The sequence below is a fragment of the Rhizomicrobium electricum genome, from assembly GCF_011762045.1.
In the GTDB taxonomy this organism is placed as follows: domain Bacteria; phylum Pseudomonadota; class Alphaproteobacteria; order Micropepsales; family Micropepsaceae; genus Rhizomicrobium; species Rhizomicrobium electricum.
The window spans coordinates 452,304-470,135 of record NZ_JAASQS010000003.1; the positions used below are offsets into that span (position 1 = coordinate 452,304).

The 17,832-nt window shown below is 64.8% G+C and carries 19 protein-coding genes; 7 read left to right on the plus strand and 12 right to left on the minus strand.

The features are described from left to right. From FHS84_RS07675 to FHS84_RS07700, 6 genes are all read right to left on the minus strand, one after another. A complete protein-coding gene (locus FHS84_RS07675; RefSeq protein ID WP_166932582.1) occupies positions 1-201 on the minus strand; it encodes a twin-arginine translocase TatA/TatE family subunit in 201 nt (66 codons plus the stop codon). 117 nt (positions 202-318) lie between these two features. Continuing rightward, positions 319-1,857 (minus strand): Ppx/GppA phosphatase family protein, encoded by a 1,539-nt coding sequence (locus FHS84_RS07680; protein ID WP_166932584.1) that lies wholly within the window; start codon positions 1,855-1,857, stop codon positions 319-321. Between the two features lie 2 nt (positions 1,858-1,859). Beyond that, positions 1,860-4,112: an RNA degradosome polyphosphate kinase gene (locus FHS84_RS07685; RefSeq protein ID WP_166932586.1), complete on the minus strand. Its 2,253-nt coding sequence runs from the start codon at positions 4,110-4,112 to the stop codon at positions 1,860-1,862. A gap of 110 nt (positions 4,113-4,222) precedes the next feature. Next, positions 4,223-4,867: a P-loop NTPase family protein gene (locus tag FHS84_RS07690; protein ID WP_166932588.1), complete on the minus strand. Its 645-nt coding sequence runs from the start codon at positions 4,865-4,867 to the stop codon at positions 4,223-4,225. Then, complete coding sequence (locus FHS84_RS07695; protein ID WP_166932590.1) at positions 4,867-5,439, minus strand: CDP-alcohol phosphatidyltransferase family protein; 573 nt, start codon at positions 5,437-5,439, stop codon at positions 4,867-4,869. The genes FHS84_RS07690 and FHS84_RS07695 overlap by 1 nt, the downstream gene beginning before the upstream one ends. Further along, positions 5,436-6,488 carry a DUF2066 domain-containing protein gene (locus tag FHS84_RS07700; RefSeq protein ID WP_166932592.1) on the minus strand — a complete coding sequence of 351 codons (1,053 nt, stop codon included), beginning with the start codon at positions 6,486-6,488 and terminating at the stop codon, positions 5,436-5,438. Before FHS84_RS07700 ends, FHS84_RS07695 begins: the two co-directional genes overlap by 4 nt. 239 nt (positions 6,489-6,727) lie before the next feature. On the opposite strand from FHS84_RS07700, the gene FHS84_RS07705 reads away from it, so the two are divergent. Next, positions 6,728-7,594: an aspartyl protease family protein gene (locus FHS84_RS07705; RefSeq protein ID WP_166932594.1), complete on the plus strand. Its 867-nt coding sequence runs from the start codon at positions 6,728-6,730 to the stop codon at positions 7,592-7,594. 5 nt (positions 7,595-7,599) lie between these two features. On the opposite strand, the gene FHS84_RS07710 is transcribed toward FHS84_RS07705, so the two are convergent. Further along, entirely contained in the window at positions 7,600-8,082 is a 483-nt protein-coding gene (locus FHS84_RS07710) for a hypothetical protein (protein ID WP_166932596.1), read from the minus strand. A gap of 71 nt (positions 8,083-8,153) precedes the next feature. Between FHS84_RS07710 and FHS84_RS07715 the strand changes: the two genes are divergently transcribed. Then, positions 8,154-9,017 carry a helix-turn-helix transcriptional regulator gene (locus tag FHS84_RS07715; RefSeq protein ID WP_166932598.1) on the plus strand — a complete coding sequence of 288 codons (864 nt, stop codon included), beginning with the start codon at positions 8,154-8,156 and terminating at the stop codon, positions 9,015-9,017. Between the two features lie 10 nt (positions 9,018-9,027). On the opposite strand, the gene cysK is transcribed toward FHS84_RS07715, so the two are convergent. Together cysK and FHS84_RS07725 are read right to left on the minus strand one after the other, a co-directional pair. Further along, entirely contained in the window at positions 9,028-10,020 is a 993-nt protein-coding gene (cysK, locus tag FHS84_RS07720; RefSeq protein WP_166932600.1) for a cysteine synthase A, read from the minus strand. A 119-nt stretch (positions 10,021-10,139) separates the two neighbouring features. Continuing rightward, positions 10,140-10,493, minus strand: coding sequence for a hypothetical protein (locus FHS84_RS07725; RefSeq protein ID WP_166932602.1), 354 nt, complete (start codon positions 10,491-10,493; stop codon positions 10,140-10,142). A 410-nt stretch (positions 10,494-10,903) separates the two neighbouring features. Here FHS84_RS07725 and purM point away from each other — a divergent pair, with 410 nt between their 5' ends. From purM to FHS84_RS07740, 3 genes are read left to right on the plus strand one after another with little or no spacing between them, the layout of a single operon-like run. Next, positions 10,904-11,971, plus strand: a complete 1,068-nt coding sequence (purM, locus tag FHS84_RS07730) for a phosphoribosylformylglycinamidine cyclo-ligase (RefSeq protein ID WP_166932604.1) — start codon at positions 10,904-10,906, stop codon at positions 11,969-11,971. After that, entirely contained in the window at positions 11,968-12,579 is a 612-nt protein-coding gene (purN, locus tag FHS84_RS07735; RefSeq protein ID WP_166932606.1) for a phosphoribosylglycinamide formyltransferase, read from the plus strand. Before purM ends, purN begins: the two co-directional genes overlap by 4 nt. 13 nt (positions 12,580-12,592) lie before the next feature. Beyond that, on the plus strand, positions 12,593-13,462 hold the full coding sequence (locus tag FHS84_RS07740) for a CPBP family intramembrane glutamic endopeptidase (protein WP_166932608.1): 870 nt from the start codon (positions 12,593-12,595) through the stop codon (positions 13,460-13,462). On the opposite strand, the gene FHS84_RS07745 is transcribed toward FHS84_RS07740, so the two are convergent. The 3 genes from FHS84_RS07745 to ndk form a co-directional block, all read right to left on the minus strand. Continuing rightward, the gene (locus FHS84_RS07745; protein ID WP_166932610.1) at positions 13,454-13,789 is read right to left on the minus strand and encodes a GIY-YIG nuclease family protein; all 336 of its coding nucleotides are present in this window, start codon (positions 13,787-13,789) and stop codon (positions 13,454-13,456) included. The two genes, FHS84_RS07740 and FHS84_RS07745, sit on opposite strands and share 9 nt — an antisense overlap. Then, positions 13,782-14,609, minus strand: a complete 828-nt coding sequence (locus tag FHS84_RS07750; protein WP_166932612.1) for an SDR family NAD(P)-dependent oxidoreductase — start codon at positions 14,607-14,609, stop codon at positions 13,782-13,784. The genes FHS84_RS07745 and FHS84_RS07750 overlap by 8 nt, the downstream gene beginning before the upstream one ends. A 78-nt stretch (positions 14,610-14,687) precedes the next feature. Continuing rightward, the gene (gene ndk, locus FHS84_RS07755) at positions 14,688-15,110 is read right to left on the minus strand and encodes a nucleoside-diphosphate kinase (protein ID WP_166932614.1); all 423 of its coding nucleotides are present in this window, start codon (positions 15,108-15,110) and stop codon (positions 14,688-14,690) included. A gap of 95 nt (positions 15,111-15,205) precedes the next feature. Between ndk and FHS84_RS07760 the strand changes: the two genes are divergently transcribed. Next, positions 15,206-17,119: an ABC-F family ATP-binding cassette domain-containing protein gene (locus FHS84_RS07760; protein ID WP_208393756.1), complete on the plus strand. Its 1,914-nt coding sequence runs from the start codon at positions 15,206-15,208 to the stop codon at positions 17,117-17,119. A 245-nt stretch (positions 17,120-17,364) separates the two neighbouring features. Further along, complete coding sequence (locus FHS84_RS07765) at positions 17,365-17,820, plus strand: bacteriohemerythrin (RefSeq protein WP_166932616.1); 456 nt, start codon at positions 17,365-17,367, stop codon at positions 17,818-17,820. Positions 17,821-17,832 lie beyond the last annotated feature (12 nt).

Sequence of the window (17,832 nt, forward strand, 5' to 3'; positions counted from 1 at the left end):
TTATTCCTTGCTCTCGGTTTTCTGCTCGACCGGCTTCACTTCGGTCGGCTTGGGCTGGTCTTCGTCCGAAAGGCCTTTCTTGAAGCTTTTGATGCCCTTGGCGAAGTCGCCCATGATGTCGGACAGCTTGCCCTTCCCGCCGAACAGCACCAGGACGATGACGCCGACGATCAGAAGATGCCAGATGCTGAGCGAACCCATATTGTTCTCCTTATTGTCCTGCCCCACATGACCAGATAGGGGCTGGAAACCCCTTCTTAAAGACCGGGTTAGGGCCGGATGCAAGCGGCTGCGGCCGGAGCCGTAGTCACGGGTCCGTTAACCGCCGATCACCTGGATTTCGGCATTGCGGTCGAACGCCGCCCCCAGGGACCACAACCGCCGGCCGACCGCGTCGTCGGCCACCGCACTGCGGCGCCGGTGGACCTCCAGAACGAGCTTGGAAGGGGTCAGCCGCAGCCGGTAGTGGCCGAGTTCGCCCGCCGCCGAGGCCGAAAGATCGAACGCCAGCCGCGCCGCCAGCCCGATGCGCAGCGCCCGCCGCTCCTCCGCCTTGTCGAGCAGGCCCTTGAGCCGCAGTTCGGGCGGCATTTCCTCGTCGCCGGCATAGCGGTGCCAGGTCGCGACCGCGATGAAGGCGCGGGCCCGGTGGTCGGCGCCGCCATAGGGCATGGTCAGCACATCCTCATACGTGCCGCGGGTGCGGTGATCGGGATGGCGCCGCCAGCCGAGGTCGCTGAACAGGCAGGCCGCCTGCCGCAGCCGGCGGTAGTAGGCGTTTTCGTCGGCGAACAGCGGCGCCTCCCAGCCGAACATCTCCATGGCATGGGCGGGGGTTCGGGCGACGCGGGCATTCTCGCCGGCGGCAAAATCGATCAGCGGGTCCTTGGTGCGCTCGCCGGGCCCCAGCTTGGCGAAGACCAGCCCTTCGCGCACGCCGTTGGCGGAGATCACCAGATCCTTGAAGCGGGCGAACGACAACAGCCGCTGCAACACGACGGCGCCGTAGGGCAACAGCTCGACCCGCCGCTTCGATACCACCGACAACAGTTCGAGCGACTTCTTGCCCTGCTTGGACAGCACCTGGGCGAGTTCCATCGCCCGGTCGAACGGGATCGCGTAATGCTGCAGCATGTGCAGCGGATACTGCTCGCGCAGCATGTCGACGCGGGCGATCGAGCGCCAGATGCCGCCGACCAGATAGAGCGTCTTGCCGCCTTGGCTCGCAAGCGGCTCCCAATGTTCGAGTTCGTTGTCGACCAGCTTGCGGGTGCGGTCGAGATCGCCCCGGCTGAGATCGGCGAGGCGCAACGGCCCGAACGGCAGCGAACAGACATCCACCGTCCGCCCGCCACGCACCGTCACCATGTCGAGACTGCCGCCGCCGAGATCGGCAACCAGACCCTCGGCATCCGGCGACGCCGCCAGCACGCCCTCGCCCGCCAGCCGGGCCTCTTCCGGTCCGGTCAGGACGCGCACCGGCCCGCCCCAGGCGCTTTCGGCGCGGCGGACGAACTCGGGTCCGTTGAGGGCGTCGCGCGCCGCCGCCGTCGCCACCGCTTCGCGCATCTCGACCTCGAGCCGGTCGCAGAGATGGCGGTAGCGGCGCAGGGTTTCGAGCGCGAGATCGACGCCTTCCTTGTAGAGCAGCCCGGTGGTGCCGAGTTCGCGGCCGATCGAGCAGATGGTCTTCTCGTTATGGACCGTCTGGGCCGAACGGGTCAGCCCGTCGAACACCACGAGGCGCACCGAATTCGACCCGATATCGACAATGGCGACGCGTCCCCGCAGCACGGCTTCGGCGCGCGGCAACAGGTCTTCGCCGGTATCGACCGGAAGGAAATGCGAACCGCTCATGCTTACTCGCGGCGTGTCCCTGGGCGCGGCTGCTTGATGCGCAATGCCCGGCCACGCCCCGAAAGGGATGGATTGGTCATAAAATAGGTATGCGAAGAAAACGCGTCGGCCTCGCCGGACGCTTCGTCGCGAACATAGCTGCCGTCCGCCCTCATGTGCCAGGACTGCGCCTGATCCTTGAGCTGGGCGACCAGAATCTGATCGAGAATCTGCTGATGCACCGTGGGATTGTCGATCGGCACCAGCGACTCGACGCGGCGGTCGAGATTGCGCGGCATCCAGTCGGCCGACGAAATCCACAACTTCGCCTTGGCGTGCGGCAGGCCGTAGCCGTTGCCGAAGGCGGTGATGCGGCCGTGTTCGAGAAAGCGGCCGACGATCGACTTGACGCGGATGTTCTCGGAAAGCCCCGGAACGCCCGGTTTCAAGCAGCAGATGCCGCGCGCGATGATGTCGATCTTCACGCCGGCCTGGCTCGCCTTGTAAAGCTCGTCGATCATGTCGGCGTCGACCAGCGAATTGAGCTTGATCCAGATCGCCGCCGGTTTGCCCGCTTTGGCGAACTCGATCTCCTTGTCGATGCCGGCCATCAGCGTTTCGCGCAGATTGAGCGGCGAAATCGCGAGCTTCTCGAGTCCGCTCGGCTCGGCATATCCGGTGATGTAGTTGAACACCTGCGCCGCGTCGCGTCCCAGCGCCGGATCGGCACTGAACAGCGACAGGTCGGTGTAAACCTTGGCCGTGATCGGGTGGTAGTTGCCGGTGCCGAAATGGCAGTAGGTGCGAAGCTGGCCGTTCTCGCGGCGCACCACCAGAGAAACCTTGGCGTGGGTCTTGAGGTCGATGAAGCCGTAGACCACCTGCACGCCGGCGCGTTCGAGATCGCGCGCCCATTTGATGTTGGCGGCTTCGTCGAAGCGGGCCTTCAACTCGACCAGCGCGGTGACGGACTTGCCGCATTCCGCCGCTTCGATCAGTGCACTGACGATCGGGCTGTCGGCCGAGGTGCGATAGAGCGTCTGCTTGATCGCCACCACGTCGGGATCGGCGGCGGCCTGACGCAGGAACTGCACCACCACGTCGAAGCTTTCGAACGGATGGTGGACGACGATGTCCTTGGCCTTGATCGCCGCAAAGCAGTCGCCGCCGAGATCGCGAATGCGTTCGGGAAAGCGCGCCACGAACGGCTTGAACTGCAGGTCGCCGCGTTCCTTGATGATGAGCTGCTTGAGATCGGTGGTGCCGAGCATTTCCTCGACCCGCACCACTTCCTCGTCCTTGAGTTCGAGGTGGCCGGCGATGAAGGTGCGCAGATCGTCCGGCATCGCGGCGGTGCACATCATCAGGATCACCGATCCGCGCCGCCGCCGCTTCAGAAGCGACTCGAACATCAGCACCAGGTCTTCGGCCTCTTCCTCGACTTCGACATCGCTGTCGCGGATGACGCGGAACAGGCCCGAGCCTTTCACCGTGTGACCGGGGAACAGCTCGCCGAGGTGCATCTCGATCACCTCTTCGAGCGGGATGAAGCGGGCATGGCGGAGCTTGCCGCGTTCCTTGGGCGGTCCGGGCAGACGCACGAAGCGCTGCAACTGCGGCGGCACCGGCAACAGCGCCATCACCACCCGGCCGTCGCGCACGCGCGCCAGTTTCAGCGCCAGCGAAAAGCCGAGATTGGGGATGAACGGGAAGGGATGCGCCGGGTCGATGGCGAGCGGCGTCAGAACCGGAAAAATCTGCTCGTGGAAATGGGCGTCGAGCCAGACGCGGTCGGCCTCCTTGAGGTCCTTGGCGCCGATCACCGCGATGCCTTTGTCGGCCAGCTCCGATTTGAGTTCGCGCCAGACACGCTGCTGGTCGGCCATCAGGCGGCCGGAGAATTCGGCGATCTTGGCGAGTTGCTGCGTCGGCGACAGGCCGTCGTCGCTGAGCGAGACGACGCCCTCCTTCACCATGCCCCACAGGCCGGCGACGCGCACCATGTAGAACTCGTCGAGGTTCGACGACGAGATCGACACGAAGCGCAGCCGTTCGAGCAGCGGATGGCGCGTGTTCTGCGCCTCCTGCAAGACGCGGCCGTTGAAGGCGAGCCAGGAGAGCTCCCGGTTGACGAAGCGTTCCGGCGAATTGGGCGGAATGGCCGGCAGCACCGCGCAGGCCGGCTCGGGAATCCCGTCGAGCGCGACAGCAGCCTCGGCAGCGCCTGGGCCCCGCGTCTTTTCAGCCGTCAGTTCGGGGTGGTTTTCTTTTGTCATCAAAGACTTACCGTGAACCTGCGCATTAGGGTAAAGCAAAACCGGAGCACTGTCATGCATTCGCATCTTATGCTGCGGATGCCAACAATCCCTGACAAAATGCGCGAAATTCAGTCCCGATCGAGCAAATCGCGGATCAGGGCGGTGGTGACCGGCTTCTTGGCGGCGAGCGCGGCGGCGTCGGCTTTGGCCACGAAATCGCGCAACGCGCCCGGCGAGCGTTCAAGGTAGCGGATCATCTGGGCGATCACCGCATCGGGCACGGCAAGCTGGCGGTCGGCGAACAGCTTCTTCGCCAAGGCCTCGAGCAGCGCGTCGTCGGGGGCCCACAGCGGAAACGCCAGCAGGGAATCGTAGCGCGAGCGCAGGTCCGGCAGGTTCGGCTTCCACGCGGCAGGCGGTTCGTGCGCCGTGAGCAGCATCTTCTGACCGCGTTCGAGCAGCGCGAACAGGACGGTCTCGGCTTCGTGGGTCAGCGGCGCGGCATCGACGTTCTCGATCACCAGCGGCACGTCCGGAGCCACGGTTGCGAGGTCGGCGGCGTGCTTGACGGCGGCCTTGGCGCGTTCCGCCCAGACCCCGGCGAGATGCGATTTGCCCGATCCCGACGGGCCGTAGAGAACGGCCGCCGGAGCGGTCCAATCGGGCCAGGAATCGATCAGCGTCACCGCGGCGCGGTTGCCCGGCCCGACGATGAAGTCGGCACGGCCCAGCCGGGACGAGGTCGGCAGCGGCAAGGGAATCTGGGCGATCATCAGGCGGTGCCGTCGCCTTGCGGCACGCGGCGGAACGCAGCCTTCAGCCAGATCTGGGCATAGGCGAGGAACGACCACGCCGTCAGAAGTGCCACCATTGCCACGCCGATGTTGGCCGGCAGCACCGGCGCCTCGTGCAGGGTCAGAAGCAACAGCACCAGGACGATGTAGAGGACCTGCACCACGGTGGAGACCTTGCCCACCATCAGCGGCTTCACTTCGAGCGGCATACCGAGCAGCTTCGCCAGCAAGACGCCGAGCACGATGGCGATGTCGCGGCCGATCACCATCGCTGTCAGCCACAGCGGCACGGCGCCGACATAGGTCAGCGACACGAAGCTCGCCAGCATCAGAAGCTTGTCGGCGGCCGGATCGAGCCAAGCGCCGAACCGCGAGGCGAGACCGAATTTCTTGGCCAGGAAGCCGTCGGCGGCATCGCTGAGACCGGCGAGGCAGAACACGCACAACGCCGGAAAATCCTCGCCATGGAGGATCAGCCACGCCGCGATCGGCGCAGCCACCAGCCGCAACCCCGACAGGATATTGGGTGCTTGCCGCAGCACTGCGATCATGGCTGGCTCGCGATTTGCCAGCTTCCGGGTCCGCCGCGCAGGGTCACGCCGGCCTGGGCCAGCGCCGTCTTCAACTGGTCGGGCGTCCCGATATAGGAGATCGCCAGCCGCGCCGCGCCGATATCCATCGCCGCCACATTGACCGAGGCCACGTTGGGCACACCCGCAATGGTGTTCTGAAGCGTCGCGAATTGGGCCAGCGACGCGATCCGCACGTCGGCGGTGAGATGGCCCTTCTGGCTGTAGTCGACCGCCTTCTGGTTCTTCCACATGTCGTCGATGGCGCGCACCACGGCGTCGGCGGCGCCGGGATAGGTCGCCTGGACGTTCTGCAACAGCGGCACTTCGATCACCGTCTTGGTCGGCATTTCGCCCTGCCCGACGCGCTTGATCGAAAGCTGCAGCTTGTTGCCGGCGAGTGTCGCCAGCACGAACACCGCCTCGGTGGCCTTGATCCGTCCGGCAACCGGCGCGATGTGATCCCAGGCGGCGTTGTCGAAGCTGAGACCGGCAAGATACGGGGTATCGGCGGCATCGCCGTACGGCACCGCGAACGGGACCGGGGCCGTGGCGAAGCGCGGCGACAGGAACGCCGTCGTCCAGGCCGATCCGCGGGCGAAGCCGGGCGCCATCGGTACCAGCAGCACCTTCTTGGCGGCGACCGCGGTGTAGGGAATGCCGGCGCTTTGCAGTACCCGCGCCACCATCTCGGGGTTGAAGCTGTAGGTCACCTCGGCGACGTAGCGGGTGGTCGAGCGCCGTTCGTTGACCGGGAAATAGCCGATCACCATTCGCTGCAGCGTGGCGGCATCGAGCGCCGGCTGGCGCGGCCAGTCCTGCTGGCGGGTCAGGCGCTTGAACAGGATGCCCCAGGCTGTCGGCCGGCCGCTGGCGATGGCGGCGGTGCGCGCTTCGGCGGTGGATTTGGCGGACGCATCGACGCGAATGCCGCTCACCTCGAAGGTCGCGTCGGCGCGGGCCGGTGCGGCACAAAAGCAGGAAATGGCCAGCGCAAGCATCAGCGCCGGAATGCGAATAAGGCGATACATCGATAAACCCGTCCTGAACGGCGGGACTATACCGACCCGTACGCGCCCATGAAAGCGGTCTTCCGCCGCCCTGCGCGGGCATCCTGTTACCCGATCAACTGCATGTGAGCCCCAGGGGGCTACCGGATGCGGCCGCTCCGAGCGAAGATTGGCGCGAGATTTGGCGAGGACAAGCCATGGCGCATGCACCCCTGTCGCGGCGGCGTTTCACTGGGTCCGCACTGGCCGCACTTCCGTTCATGACAGAAATGCTACGGGCCGAGCCGCCGATAGCGACCGTGAACGACCGGTCCGGCCATCTCAGCATCACCGTGATGGTCAACGGACGCGGGCCATTCCGCTTCATCGTCGACACCGGGGCCGACCGCAGCGTGCTGGCCGACACCACGGCTGCGGCATTGGGCCTGCGGCCCCAAGGCGCCGTCATGCTGGCGGGCATCATCCGCACCATCCGCACCGAGACGGTGAACGTCGACTCGCTGGCCTTCGGCGAGCACGTCCGCCGCGACCTCACCTTGCCGGTGCTGCCGAGGATTCTGCTGCAGGCCGATGGCTATCTGGGGCTCGACGTGCTCGACGGCCGCCGCGTCATCCTCAATTTCGCGGCGAACGAATTGACCATCGCCGACCCGGTGCCGATCCTATTGAGCGTCTATCACGACCCCGGCATCAACGTGTTGCCGGCGCAGGGCAGCGGCGGCCATCTGCGCACCGCCCGCTGCAGCGTCGACCATCATCTGGTGGCGGCCCTCGTCGACACCGGCGCGGAATCCTCGATGGGCAACGAGGCGCTTTATCGGGCCCTGCTCGCCGGAAACCCCGACTTGGCCCGCCATTCGATGATCGCGCTCACCGGCCTGACCGGCGGCACCGCCATCGGTCGCCTCATCAAGCCGAGCCAAGCCGACATAGGCCGCTTCACCCTCACCGATTGCCCGATCGCGATCGCCGATCTCCAGGTGTTCGACATCTGGGGCCTTGCCGACCGGCCGGCGCTGGTGATCGGCATGAACTGGCTGCGCCTGTTCAAGCGCGTCTCGGTCGACTACGGCCGCAAGGAACTGCGCTTCGAACTCGGCGCCGCCGGGCATCCCACCCTCGTCTGAGGCGCTCACACGCGCCGCACGGCCAAGTCTTCCTGCAAGAACCAGCCGCCGTCGTCGGTTCTGACTTCATCGGTCCAGCGGAAAGCGTCGGCGGTGATGTCGGAGAACCGCCAGCGGATGTCGCGGCCCGCCTTGTTCTTGCCGAGCTGGACGATGTCCGCGCCATCGGCCTTGCCGATCATGTTCGTGTAGTACTGGCGAACCGGCTCGTTCCACAGGATGTGCCAGGCGTCGATAGCGGGGTCGTAGATGCGCAACGTGGTGCCGTAATAGAACCCCGGCAGGTTCCACACGTCCTGAAGGACGCGCCCGCCCAGAACCCAGCCGAAATGGATTTCGCCGTCGGCTTCGACGAATTTGCCCGGCTCGGGCTGCAGGCAGGCGTGGATCCGCCACTGTCCGGCAAACCGGCCGTAAAGGTCGATCTTTTCGCGGAGTTCCGCGAACGGACCGCTTGCCAGCAGCGCCGTTTCAAGATGGTTCGTCATGATTTTTCCCTGTTGTATTGCTACCGGTTTGTCGTCTTTTGGTCCGGCTCGCCGCTTGGGAAAAATTGCAGATGCCGCAGACAGCCCATGTCCTTGCTACCGGCCCTGGCTGGCAGGCGGCAGACGTGCTCTGCACCGACGGCCCGCATGACCGCCGTTTCGAGGAGCGCCACAACGGCTTCTGCATCGCCCTCGTGCAGGAGGGTCTGTTCCGCTATCGCGGCGTGCAAGGCGATGCGCTGCTGGCGCCGGGCAGCATCCTGACCGGCAATCATGGCCATTGTTTCGAGTGCGGCCACGACCACAGCCGCGGCGATCGCTGCCTTTGCTTCAATCTGACGGGGGAATTTCTCGAGTCCGTCGTCGCCGATATCCCAGGCGTTCGGCGGCTCGGCTTCGCCGGTGCCAAGCTGCCGCCTTCGGCATCCCTGATCCCGCTCGCAGCCGCCGCGCGGGCCGCACGCAACGACGCCGGCGCGCTCGAAGAAATCGCCGTGCACTTTGCCGGATATGCCGTCGCCTGCCGGAACGAACGGCCGCCGGAATTGCGCATCCGGAGCCAGGACGAACGCATCATCGCCGATGCGTTGCGCCACATCGCAACGGCCGCCACGCTGGTGGACGAAGACAGTCTGTCGCTCGCCGCTTTGGCCAAGCCTTCGAAGCTGGGTCCTTACCGTTTTCTCCGGCTGTTCCACCGGCTCGTCGGCATGACGCCGTACCAATATGTGCTGCATTGCCGGCTTAATCGCGCGGCCGCGCACCTGCTGACCGGCGACGAGGAGATTTCCGCCATCGCCTATGAATCCGGTTTCGGCGACCTGTCCACCTTCAATCGCCGTTTCCGCACGCTTTTCGGCGCCACCCCCGGCCAGTTCCGCCGGATAAAAAAATGGCGGACCCGTGTGGCCCGCCAAGTTCAGGGAGGATCGTGAAAGCTCGGGATCAGCCGGGAACGGCGAGACCTTCGAACAAAGCCGTGGTGAGATAGCGTTCGGCAAAATCGGGAATGATGACCACGATGGTCTTGCCGGCAAATTCCGCACGCTGGCCGACTTCGATGGCCGCCGCGACCGCCGCACCCGCCGAAATGCCGACCGGAATGCCTTCGCTGCGGGCGAGCTTGCGCGAGGTGGCGAGCGCCGATTCATTCGAGATGGTGACGATCTCGTCGAACACCGACGTATCGAGCACGGGCGGCACGAAGCCGGGACCGATGCCCTGGATTTTGTGCGGGCCCGGCTTGCCGCCCGACAGCACCGGCGAATCTTCCGGCTCGACCGCGATGACCTTGATGGGCTTGCGCTTCTTCAGCACCTGCCCCACCCCGGTGATGGTACCGCCGGTGCCGGTCCCGGCCACGATCACGTCGACATCGCCGTGGGTATCGTTCCAGATTTCTTCGGCCGTGGTGCGGCGGTGGATTTCGGGGTTGGCGGGATTTTCGAACTGACGCGGGCTGACCGCATCGGGGATCTCGTTGACGAGTTCCTGGGCGCGCGCGATGGCGCCCTTCATGCCGTTCGCCGCGGGCGTCAGCACCAGTTCGGCACCGAGGAAGGCCAGCATCTTGCGCCGTTCGATCGAGAACGACTCCGGCATGGTCAGGATCAGTTTGTAGCCGCGCGCCGCCGCCACGAAAGCGAGCGCAATGCCGGTGTTGCCGCTGGTGGGCTCGACCAGGGTCGTCTTGCCGGGCGTGATCTTACCTTCGCGTTCGAGGGTATCGATCATGGCGACGCCGATGCGATCCTTCACCGAGGCGATCGGATTGAAGAACTCGAGCTTCAGGAGAATGTTCGCCTTCACCCCTTCGGCCTGCGGCAAACGCGCCAGCTTCACGATCGGCGTGTCGCCGATGGTCTCGGTGATCGAGTTGTAGACGCGGCCGCGGCCCGGAGCGCGAAAGGTCGGGCTATCCGTTAGGGCAACAGACATCGGGTTCTCCTGTTCAATACGCGCCAGCGCGCGTTTGTACAGGACGTTACTGCCAGAAATTTCTAATGTCCAGTTTGAAAGTCGTGAATAAAATATTCAACACTAATTACAGTGCTAAATTACCCCGCGGCCGGCGGAGGGCAGTTATAGATGTCGGCAGAAATCGTGGCCATCGTGTCGGCCTTTGAGCCGGATTGAACTTTGTAGGAGCGGATAGCCAGCGCATTGCCGGACATCTCGGTGGCCTTGGCGCGAACCCGCATCATCGCAGCAAGGTAGAGGTCTTGGTCCTGCGGATACGTGCTGGTTACGTCGACCGGAGCGATGAAACGACACGCTTTCGTATACCCGACTGAAATGATGCGGATATCCTGGAGGTCAGGACTCGGCGCATCATCCAGCCATCCGCGCGCGCATCCCGTCGCGAGAAGCGCGAATAGTGCCGTGATAGCAACTTTAACGACGTCCTTCATGTCCTACCCCGTCCCCAAGTGAGACTGAGGTAACGCATCGTCACCCTTTTGGCTATCGTGTCCAGCCCGGTTGGTTAAGCTAACCGCTTGAATTTCCAGCACTACTCTAGATTGCAGTTGAAATAATTTTATTGTATCCACCGCTAACGCCCGGAAGCACAACGAAAATAAGAACACGCGCCTGTTCGCGAGCGACCTTGGCGACCGGCTTCGAGGCCCTATGGAGCCGCGCGCCCCTGCGGACCATAAATCCCCTTGTTCCAATAGGACAAAAACCCGAACCCCGGAGCCCAAAAAGCCGGACCGGCCGCGGCAGAAACCCTCATGAAACTGTGTGCACTGCGCCGCACCTTCTTGCGCGCGCCGCCCTGCCAAGCCTAAACGAGGCGGTCACCCTGGACGAGCTGCCGATGTCTTCTGATCCCACTCCGCTCACCTACAAGGATGCGGGCGTTGATATCGATGCCGGCGAAGCTTTGGTCGAACGCATTGCCCCCGCTGCGCGCGCTACGCGCCGCCCCGGCGCCGATGCCGATCTCGGCGGTTTCGGCGGGCTGTTCGATCTCAAGGCGGCAGGGTTCACCGATCCGGTGCTGGTCGCATCGACCGACGGCGTCGGTACCAAGCTCAAGATCGCCATCGACACCGGCCATTACGACGGCCTCGGCCAGGATCTGGTCGCGATGTGCGTCAACGACATCGTGGTGCAAGGCGCCGAGCCGCTGTTCTTCCTCGACTACTACGCCACCGGCAAACTCAAGGTCGACGGCGCCGCCCGCGTGGTCGAAGGCATCGCGCGCGCCTGCAAGGACTCCGGCTGCGCCCTGATCGGCGGCGAGACCGCGGAGATGCCCGGCCTTTATGCGGCGCACGATTTCGATCTCGCCGGCTTCTCGGTCGGCGCGGTGGAACGCGGCGCCATCCTGCCCAAGACGGGCGACATGAAGGCCGGCGACGTCGTCATCGGCATCGGCTCGTCGGGCGTGCATTCGAACGGCTTCTCGCTGGTGCGCCGCGTCGTCGAGAAGATCGGCCTCTCCTATGAATCCTGCGCGCCCTTCGCCAGCCCGATGACTCTCGGCGAAGTGCTGCTCACTCCGACGCGCCTTTACGTGATGAGCGCCCTGGCGGCCATCAAGACCGGCGGCGTCAAAGGCCTCGCCCACATCACCGGCGGCGGCATCACCGAAAATACGCCGCGCGCTTTGCCTGCCGGCCTCGACGCCGAAATCGACCTCGGCGCCTGGACGCTGCCGGGCGTGTTTTCCTGGCTGGCGCGCGCCGCCGCCATTCCGGCGGAAGAAATGCTGCGCACCTTCAATTGCGGCATCGGGCTGATCGCCGTGACGGCGCCGGAAAAGGCCGACGCGGTGATCGAAGCCTTCCGCGCGAAGGGCGAGACCGCGCAAGTGATCGGCACGTTGGTTCCGGGGGAAGGCGAAGCCAATGTGCGCTATCGGGGGAAACTGAAGCTATGACCAAGCGCGTTGGAATCCTGATCTCAGGCCGCGGCAGCAACATGCGCTCGCTGATTGCGGCGGCCGCAGTGCCGGGTTTCCCGGCCGAAATCGAGCTCGTGATTTCCAACGTCGGTAACGCCGAAGGCCTCGGCTTCGCCGCCAAGGCCGATATCCCCACCATCGTCATTCCGCACAAGGCCTACGAGACGCGCGAGGCATTCGACCGGGCGCTCGACACCGCGCTCAACAATGCCGGCATCGACATCGTGTGCCTGGCCGGCTTCATGCGCATCCTGTCGGACTGGTTCGTGCAACGTTGGGAAGGCCGGCTTCTCAATATCCATCCCTCGCTGCTGCCGCTGTTCAAAGGCACGCATGTGCACGAGCAGGTGCTCTTGTCGGGCATGCGCGTATCGGGTTGCACCGTGCATTACGTCGTTCCGGAACTCGATGCCGGCCCGATCATCGCCCAGGCCGCCGTGCCGGTGGCGATCGACGACACGCCCGAAACGCTTGCCGCCCGCGTGCTGGTGGAGGAACACAGGCTCTATCCCGCGGCGCTGAAACTCCTGGCCGAGGAGCGGGTGTGGCTCGAGAACGGCCGCGCGGTGTTCGCACGTTCCTGACGCGGAGGCGACCATGGGGGGCAAACGGGTGGTGGCGCGCATCGGACTGCTGCGGCTGCTTGCCTTCTTCGTTCTCCTCGCGCTGGCTTACGGCGGAACGCAGTACCTTCTGCAATTCCAGATCATGCCCGGCATCGCCCGGAGCTTGCGCGGCTTCGTAGCGCTCGGCGCCGACATCGTCATCTGCGTCCTCTGCATCAGCCTTTACGCGCTGCTGGTCGGCTGGCTGGAACGGCGTGACGTCATCGAGCTTCATCTCAAGCGCGGACTGCCGCTTCTCGGCATCGGGCTGGCGCTGGCGGTCGGCATGTTCGCGATCGTGTATGCCGTGCTGTTCGGCGTCCATGCCGCGACATGGCAAGGCTTCGGCGGCACGCAATGGCTTCTGCCGATGGCGGCGATGGCCATTCTCTCAGGCGTTTGCGAAGAGCTCTTGTTCCGCGGCGGCGTCTATCGCATCACCGAGGACATGTTCGGCACCGGCGCCGCCCTTCTCATCTCCGGCGCGCTGTTCGGCCTCCTCCATCTCGGCAATCCGCACGCATCCCTGCTGGCCGGGATCGCCATTGCAGTCGAAGCCGGCATCCTGCTCGGCGCGGCTTATGCAGCGACGCGCAATCTGTGGCTCGCCATCGGCCTGCACATCGGCTGGAATTTCGCGGAGGGCGGCATTTTCGGCGCCGCAGTGTCCGGCGGCATGGGCGGACGCGGCCTGCTGAACATTCCGCTCCACGGCCCCGACTGGCTCACCGGCGGCGCCTTCGGACCGGAAGCCTCGGTCGTGACGCTGGCGGTCTGCACCGCCGCGGGCCTCTATTTCGTCTGGCGCACGATCCGAGCCGGCCGCTGGTGCCGCGCCGGCTTCCGGATGATGCTAGATTAGCGCGTCCGCCTTCAGTTCCTGCCGCCAGTACGCTTCGCGCTCCTTGAGCAGGACCGGGATCATCAGTTCGTTGTCGTCCTTGATCTCTTCCAGGATTTCGAACGCGAACGCGGCCTCGCCGTGCGTCTTCCAGGCGTCCTGCAGCGACTTGCCGGGAAAGCCGCCCATGCCGAGCTGGAACCACAAACCGGACTGACGCTTGCCAAGATCGGGCGCCTTGGCGACCCACACTTGTCCGCTCGCCGCACAGCGCACGGCAAAAATGCCGGGCTGCGCCTTCTGCTCCTTGTATTCGCGGACCAGTTCTTTCTTGCGGGCGTTATCCATGAGCGATGTGTTCCGAAACCTCCCACAGACGGCGGGCATCCGTATCGCTGCGCCCCGCGGCCGAAGGATTGATGGGTTTGCACTTGTACCAGTAGGTCCCGCTTTTGTCTTCCACGCCGGGCGCGGTGGCCAGATGGACGATGGTGCGCGCACCTTTCTCCGGCGTAATCGCCGCGAGCGTCTTCAGCACCGAGAACGAGGACCCCAGAAGACCGCCGGTGTTGGACGCAAACCGCGTATCGACAAATCCGGGATGCAGGCAAACGGCCGTGATAGCGGGGCAGCGCCGCGCCAGTTCGCGCGTGAACAGGATATTCATCAGCTTCGAGGTGCCGTAGACGCGAAAGCCCTTATAGGGACGGAGGGCAAACTGCAGATCGTCGAAGTCGAGCCGCGCCGCGTAATGGGCGTCCGACGCCGTCGACACGATGCGCCCGCCCGGCTTGATGTGATTGATGAGCGCGGTGGTCACGACGAAATAGGCCATGTGGTTCAGCGCGAACGTCCGCTCCAGACCGTCGGCGGTCACTTCGCGTTTGCCGAACATCGCTCCGGCATTGTTGACGAGCACATCGATCTCGGGCGCCGCAGCGGCGATCTTGGCGGCAGCCTCTTTCATGCCGGCGAGCGCCGACAGGTCGGCGACGACCAGCGCATGGTCGCGAGGTCCCGCTTTCGCCAGCCGTTGCACAGCCGCCTCGCCCCGCGCCTCGCTGCGCGCCACCACCACGATCCGCGCGCCCATGGCGGCCAGCGTCTGCGCCGCCACTTGGCCGATGCCGGACGTCGCCCCGGTGATGACGACCGTTTTGCCTTTCATGGCACTCTCCCGCAAACGACAAAGCCGCGCCGACAGGGTCGCCGGCGCGGCTCTGCAAGACCAGAAGTCTGCCGGCGATTAACCGACGATGTCGAGATCGGAGAAGAAGAATTTGATCTCGTTGGCGGCCGTTTCGGGCGCATCGGAGCCGTGTACCGAGTTGGCTTCCATCGACTCGGCGAAATCCTTGCGGATGGTGCCGGGGGCGGCCTTTTCGGGATTGGTGGCGCCCATCACTTCGCGATTCTTGGCGATGGCGTTCTCGCCTTCCAGCACCTGCACCACCACCGGGCCCGAGGTCATGAAGGCGACCAGGCTGCCGTAGAACGGCTTTTCAGCGTGGACGGCGTAGAAGGCTTTCGCCTGCATCTCGGACAAGCGGATGCGGCGCGAGGCCACAACCCGAAGGCCCGCCTTCTCGAACCGGGCGACGATCTCGCCAGTGATGTTCCGGCGGGTGGCGTCGGGCTTGATGATGGAAAGCGTGCGTTCGATAGCCATGGTGTGTTCCCTCTTTGGTAATTTTGGCTTTTGGTAATTTTGGGGCGCTTATAGCCGCGGCCTTTGCGCGCGCGCAAGGAATGTCGTGACCCGGCTTGACCGGACCACCCAATCCGCCGCAAATCCGCCCCGCCATGCTGACCATCGACAACGTAACGGTACGGATCGCTGGGCGCGTCATTTTGGACGGCGCCAGCGCCGGTGTGCCTGCGGGCCGCCGCGTCGGTCTGGTGGGACGCAATGGCTGCGGCAAGTCGACCCTGCTCAAGGCCATCCAGGGCATCATCCACCCCGACGGCGGCGAGACCACCACCCCCAAGGACTGGCGCATCGGCGCCCTCGCCCAGGAAGCACCCTCCGGCCCGCAATCGCTGATCGAGACCGTCTTGTCGGCCGACAAGGAACGCACGGCGCTGCTCGCCCGCGCCGAGACCGAAAAGGACCCGCACACCATCGCGGACATCCACGCGCGGCTGCACACCATCGATTCCTATTCCGCGCCCGCCCGCGCGGCGGAGATCCTGGCCGGTCTCGGCTTTCCGGAAAGCCAGCAGCAGCGGCCGTGCTCCGAATTCTCCGGCGGCTGGCGCATGCGCGTCGCGCTGGCCGCGGTGCTGTTCTCGGCGCCCGATCTGCTGCTGCTCGACGAACCGACCAACTACCTCGATCTCGAAGGCGTGTTGTGGCTCGAGGATTACCTCAAGCGCTATCGCGGCACCGTGCTGATCGTCAGCCACGACCGCGACCTGCTCAACACCTGCGCCGAATTCATTCTCCATCTCGAACACGGCAAGCTGACGCTCTACACCGGCGGCTACGACACCTTCGTCGAAACCCGCGCGATGAAGCGCGCTCTCGACGAAGCCACCGCGAAGAAGGTGGACGCGCAGCGCAAGCATTTGCAGGCCTTCGTCGACCGCTTCCGCTACAAGGCGTCGAAAGCGACCCAGGCGCAAAGCCGCATCAAGATGCTGGAGCGGCTGCAGACCATCGACATTCCGATGGACGAGCATGTCGCTCCGATCCGCCTGCCCGCCGCGACCGAAGCGAGCCCGCCGCTCATCACCATGGAGAACGTCTCGGTCGGCTATGTCGAAGGCCAGCCGATCCTGACGCGGATCAATCTGCGCTTCGATCCCGACGACCGCATCGCGCTCCTGGGCAAGAACGGCAACGGCAAGTCCACGCTGGCGAAGCTTCTCGCCGGCAAGCTGGAACCGATGGGCGGCACGCTGACGCGCGCCAAGAAGATGATCCCCGGCTATTTCGCCCAGCACCAGCTCGAGGAATTGAACGGCGACATCACGCCGATCGACACGCTGGCGCGCCTCAGGCCCCATCTCACGCTGCTGCAGGTGCGCAATGCCCTCGGCGGTTTCGGCTTTTCGGCCGACAAGCAGCTTACCAAGGTCGGCAATCTCTCCGGCGGCGAGCGCGCGCGGCTGATGCTGGCATTGGCGACGCTCGACAATCCCAACCTCATCATCCTCGACGAACCGACCAACCATCTCGACATCGATGCGCGCGGCGAACTGTTGTCGGCGCTCAACGACTTCGACGGCGCGGTGATCCTCATCAGCCACGACCGGCGGCTCTTGGAAGCCACCGCCGACCGGCTGTTCCTGGTGGCGGACGGACGCGTGATGCCGTTCGACGGCGATCTCGACGATTACCGCAAATTCCTGCTCACCTCCGAGGCGCCGGTGAAAGCCGCCGTCGCCGAGCCGAAGCAGACCAAGGAAGACGCGCGGCGCGAAGCGGCGGCCAAACGCCTGCGCCTCAAGCCTTTGAAGGACAAGGTCGATGCCGCCGAGCATCAGATCGAGACGCTGAACGCCGAGATCAAGAAGCTCGACGCCACGCTCGCCGACCCGCTCCTGTTCGTGCACGATCCGAGGAAAGGAACGGCGGTGTCGAAAAAACGCGCCGACGCGGTGAAGAAACTCGAAGCGGCCGAGGAGCGCTGGCTCCTGGCGCATGAGGATTATGAACGCGCGGCGGCGGAATAACGTCAGACTACGGATGAAACTGCGGCGGGAATCCGGCGCGCGCTGCGACGTGTGGTTTCATACGGGAAATTACCCATTCCGCCTGCATGCTGTTCGAAAGCAAAGTCGTCTCACGCCCTTAGCGCGGGAACATGGTGAAAATTGCACCTGAACGCGAGGCACTCTCGCGTAACAGTTGTGTTTGCACTAGCGACTTTCACATCCGTATCGGTCATTGAGACGGCCGATGATTTGCGGGGATTGGCGTGTTCCACAAACAAACGTCACTGGCGGGAACGGCGGTCGAGGACTGGGATCTGGCTCCGGCCGCGGTCGCGGTCGGCATCCTGATCTTCGATGTCGAACATCGCGAAATGCTCGGCCATCTGCGCCGGTTATATGACGGCTTGGCGGAAGGCCGGCCCGAACGGCAGGTTCGCCAAACCGTGGCGGACCTTCTCGCCGTGGCGAAAGCGCACTTCCATCACGAAGAAGAATACATGCGAATGCTGGATTATTCCGACTACCGCCGGCATTCGGACGACCACTACGCGCTCGGCGCCAAGTTGCAGAATTTCATGGACGAGATGTTCGCCACGGACGCGTCGGCCGAACGCAATCTCGCGGAGGTGCGGGCGTTCCTCAAGAAATGGCTGCTCGAGCACATTCTCGAACACGACCGCTCCTTCGCCAATTTCCTGGCGCGCAAGGGAATCCGCTAGGCGTCTGCCGGG

Excerpts from the sequence above, each read along its gene's own strand:
- FHS84_RS07675 (WP_166932582.1), bottom strand. The coding sequence starts at position 201 with ATGGGTTCGCTCAGCATCTGGCATCTTCTGATCGTCGGCGTCATCGTC.
- FHS84_RS07680 (WP_166932584.1), bottom strand. The coding sequence starts at position 1,857 with ATGAGCGGTTCGCATTTCCTTCCGGTCGATACCGGCGAAGACCTGTTG.
- FHS84_RS07685 (WP_166932586.1), bottom strand. The coding sequence starts at position 4,112 with ATGACAAAAGAAAACCACCCCGAACTGACGGCTGAAAAGACGCGGGGC.
- FHS84_RS07690 (WP_166932588.1), bottom strand. The coding sequence starts at position 4,867 with ATGATCGCCCAGATTCCCTTGCCGCTGCCGACCTCGTCCCGGCTGGGC.
- FHS84_RS07695 (WP_166932590.1), bottom strand. The coding sequence starts at position 5,439 with ATGATCGCAGTGCTGCGGCAAGCACCCAATATCCTGTCGGGGTTGCGG.
- FHS84_RS07700 (WP_166932592.1), bottom strand. The coding sequence starts at position 6,488 with ATGTATCGCCTTATTCGCATTCCGGCGCTGATGCTTGCGCTGGCCATT.
- FHS84_RS07705 (WP_166932594.1), top strand. The coding sequence starts at position 6,728 with ATGACAGAAATGCTACGGGCCGAGCCGCCGATAGCGACCGTGAACGAC.
- FHS84_RS07710 (WP_166932596.1), bottom strand. The coding sequence starts at position 8,082 with ATGACGAACCATCTTGAAACGGCGCTGCTGGCAAGCGGTCCGTTCGCG.
- FHS84_RS07715 (WP_166932598.1), top strand. The coding sequence starts at position 8,154 with ATGCCGCAGACAGCCCATGTCCTTGCTACCGGCCCTGGCTGGCAGGCG.
- cysK (WP_166932600.1), bottom strand. The coding sequence starts at position 10,020 with ATGTCTGTTGCCCTAACGGATAGCCCGACCTTTCGCGCTCCGGGCCGC.
- FHS84_RS07725 (WP_166932602.1), bottom strand. The coding sequence starts at position 10,493 with ATGAAGGACGTCGTTAAAGTTGCTATCACGGCACTATTCGCGCTTCTC.
- purM (WP_166932604.1), top strand. The coding sequence starts at position 10,904 with ATGTCTTCTGATCCCACTCCGCTCACCTACAAGGATGCGGGCGTTGAT.
- purN (WP_166932606.1), top strand. The coding sequence starts at position 11,968 with ATGACCAAGCGCGTTGGAATCCTGATCTCAGGCCGCGGCAGCAACATG.
- FHS84_RS07740 (WP_166932608.1), top strand. The coding sequence starts at position 12,593 with ATGGGGGGCAAACGGGTGGTGGCGCGCATCGGACTGCTGCGGCTGCTT.
- FHS84_RS07745 (WP_166932610.1), bottom strand. The coding sequence starts at position 13,789 with ATGGATAACGCCCGCAAGAAAGAACTGGTCCGCGAATACAAGGAGCAG.
- FHS84_RS07750 (WP_166932612.1), bottom strand. The coding sequence starts at position 14,609 with ATGAAAGGCAAAACGGTCGTCATCACCGGGGCGACGTCCGGCATCGGC.
- ndk (WP_166932614.1), bottom strand. The coding sequence starts at position 15,110 with ATGGCTATCGAACGCACGCTTTCCATCATCAAGCCCGACGCCACCCGC.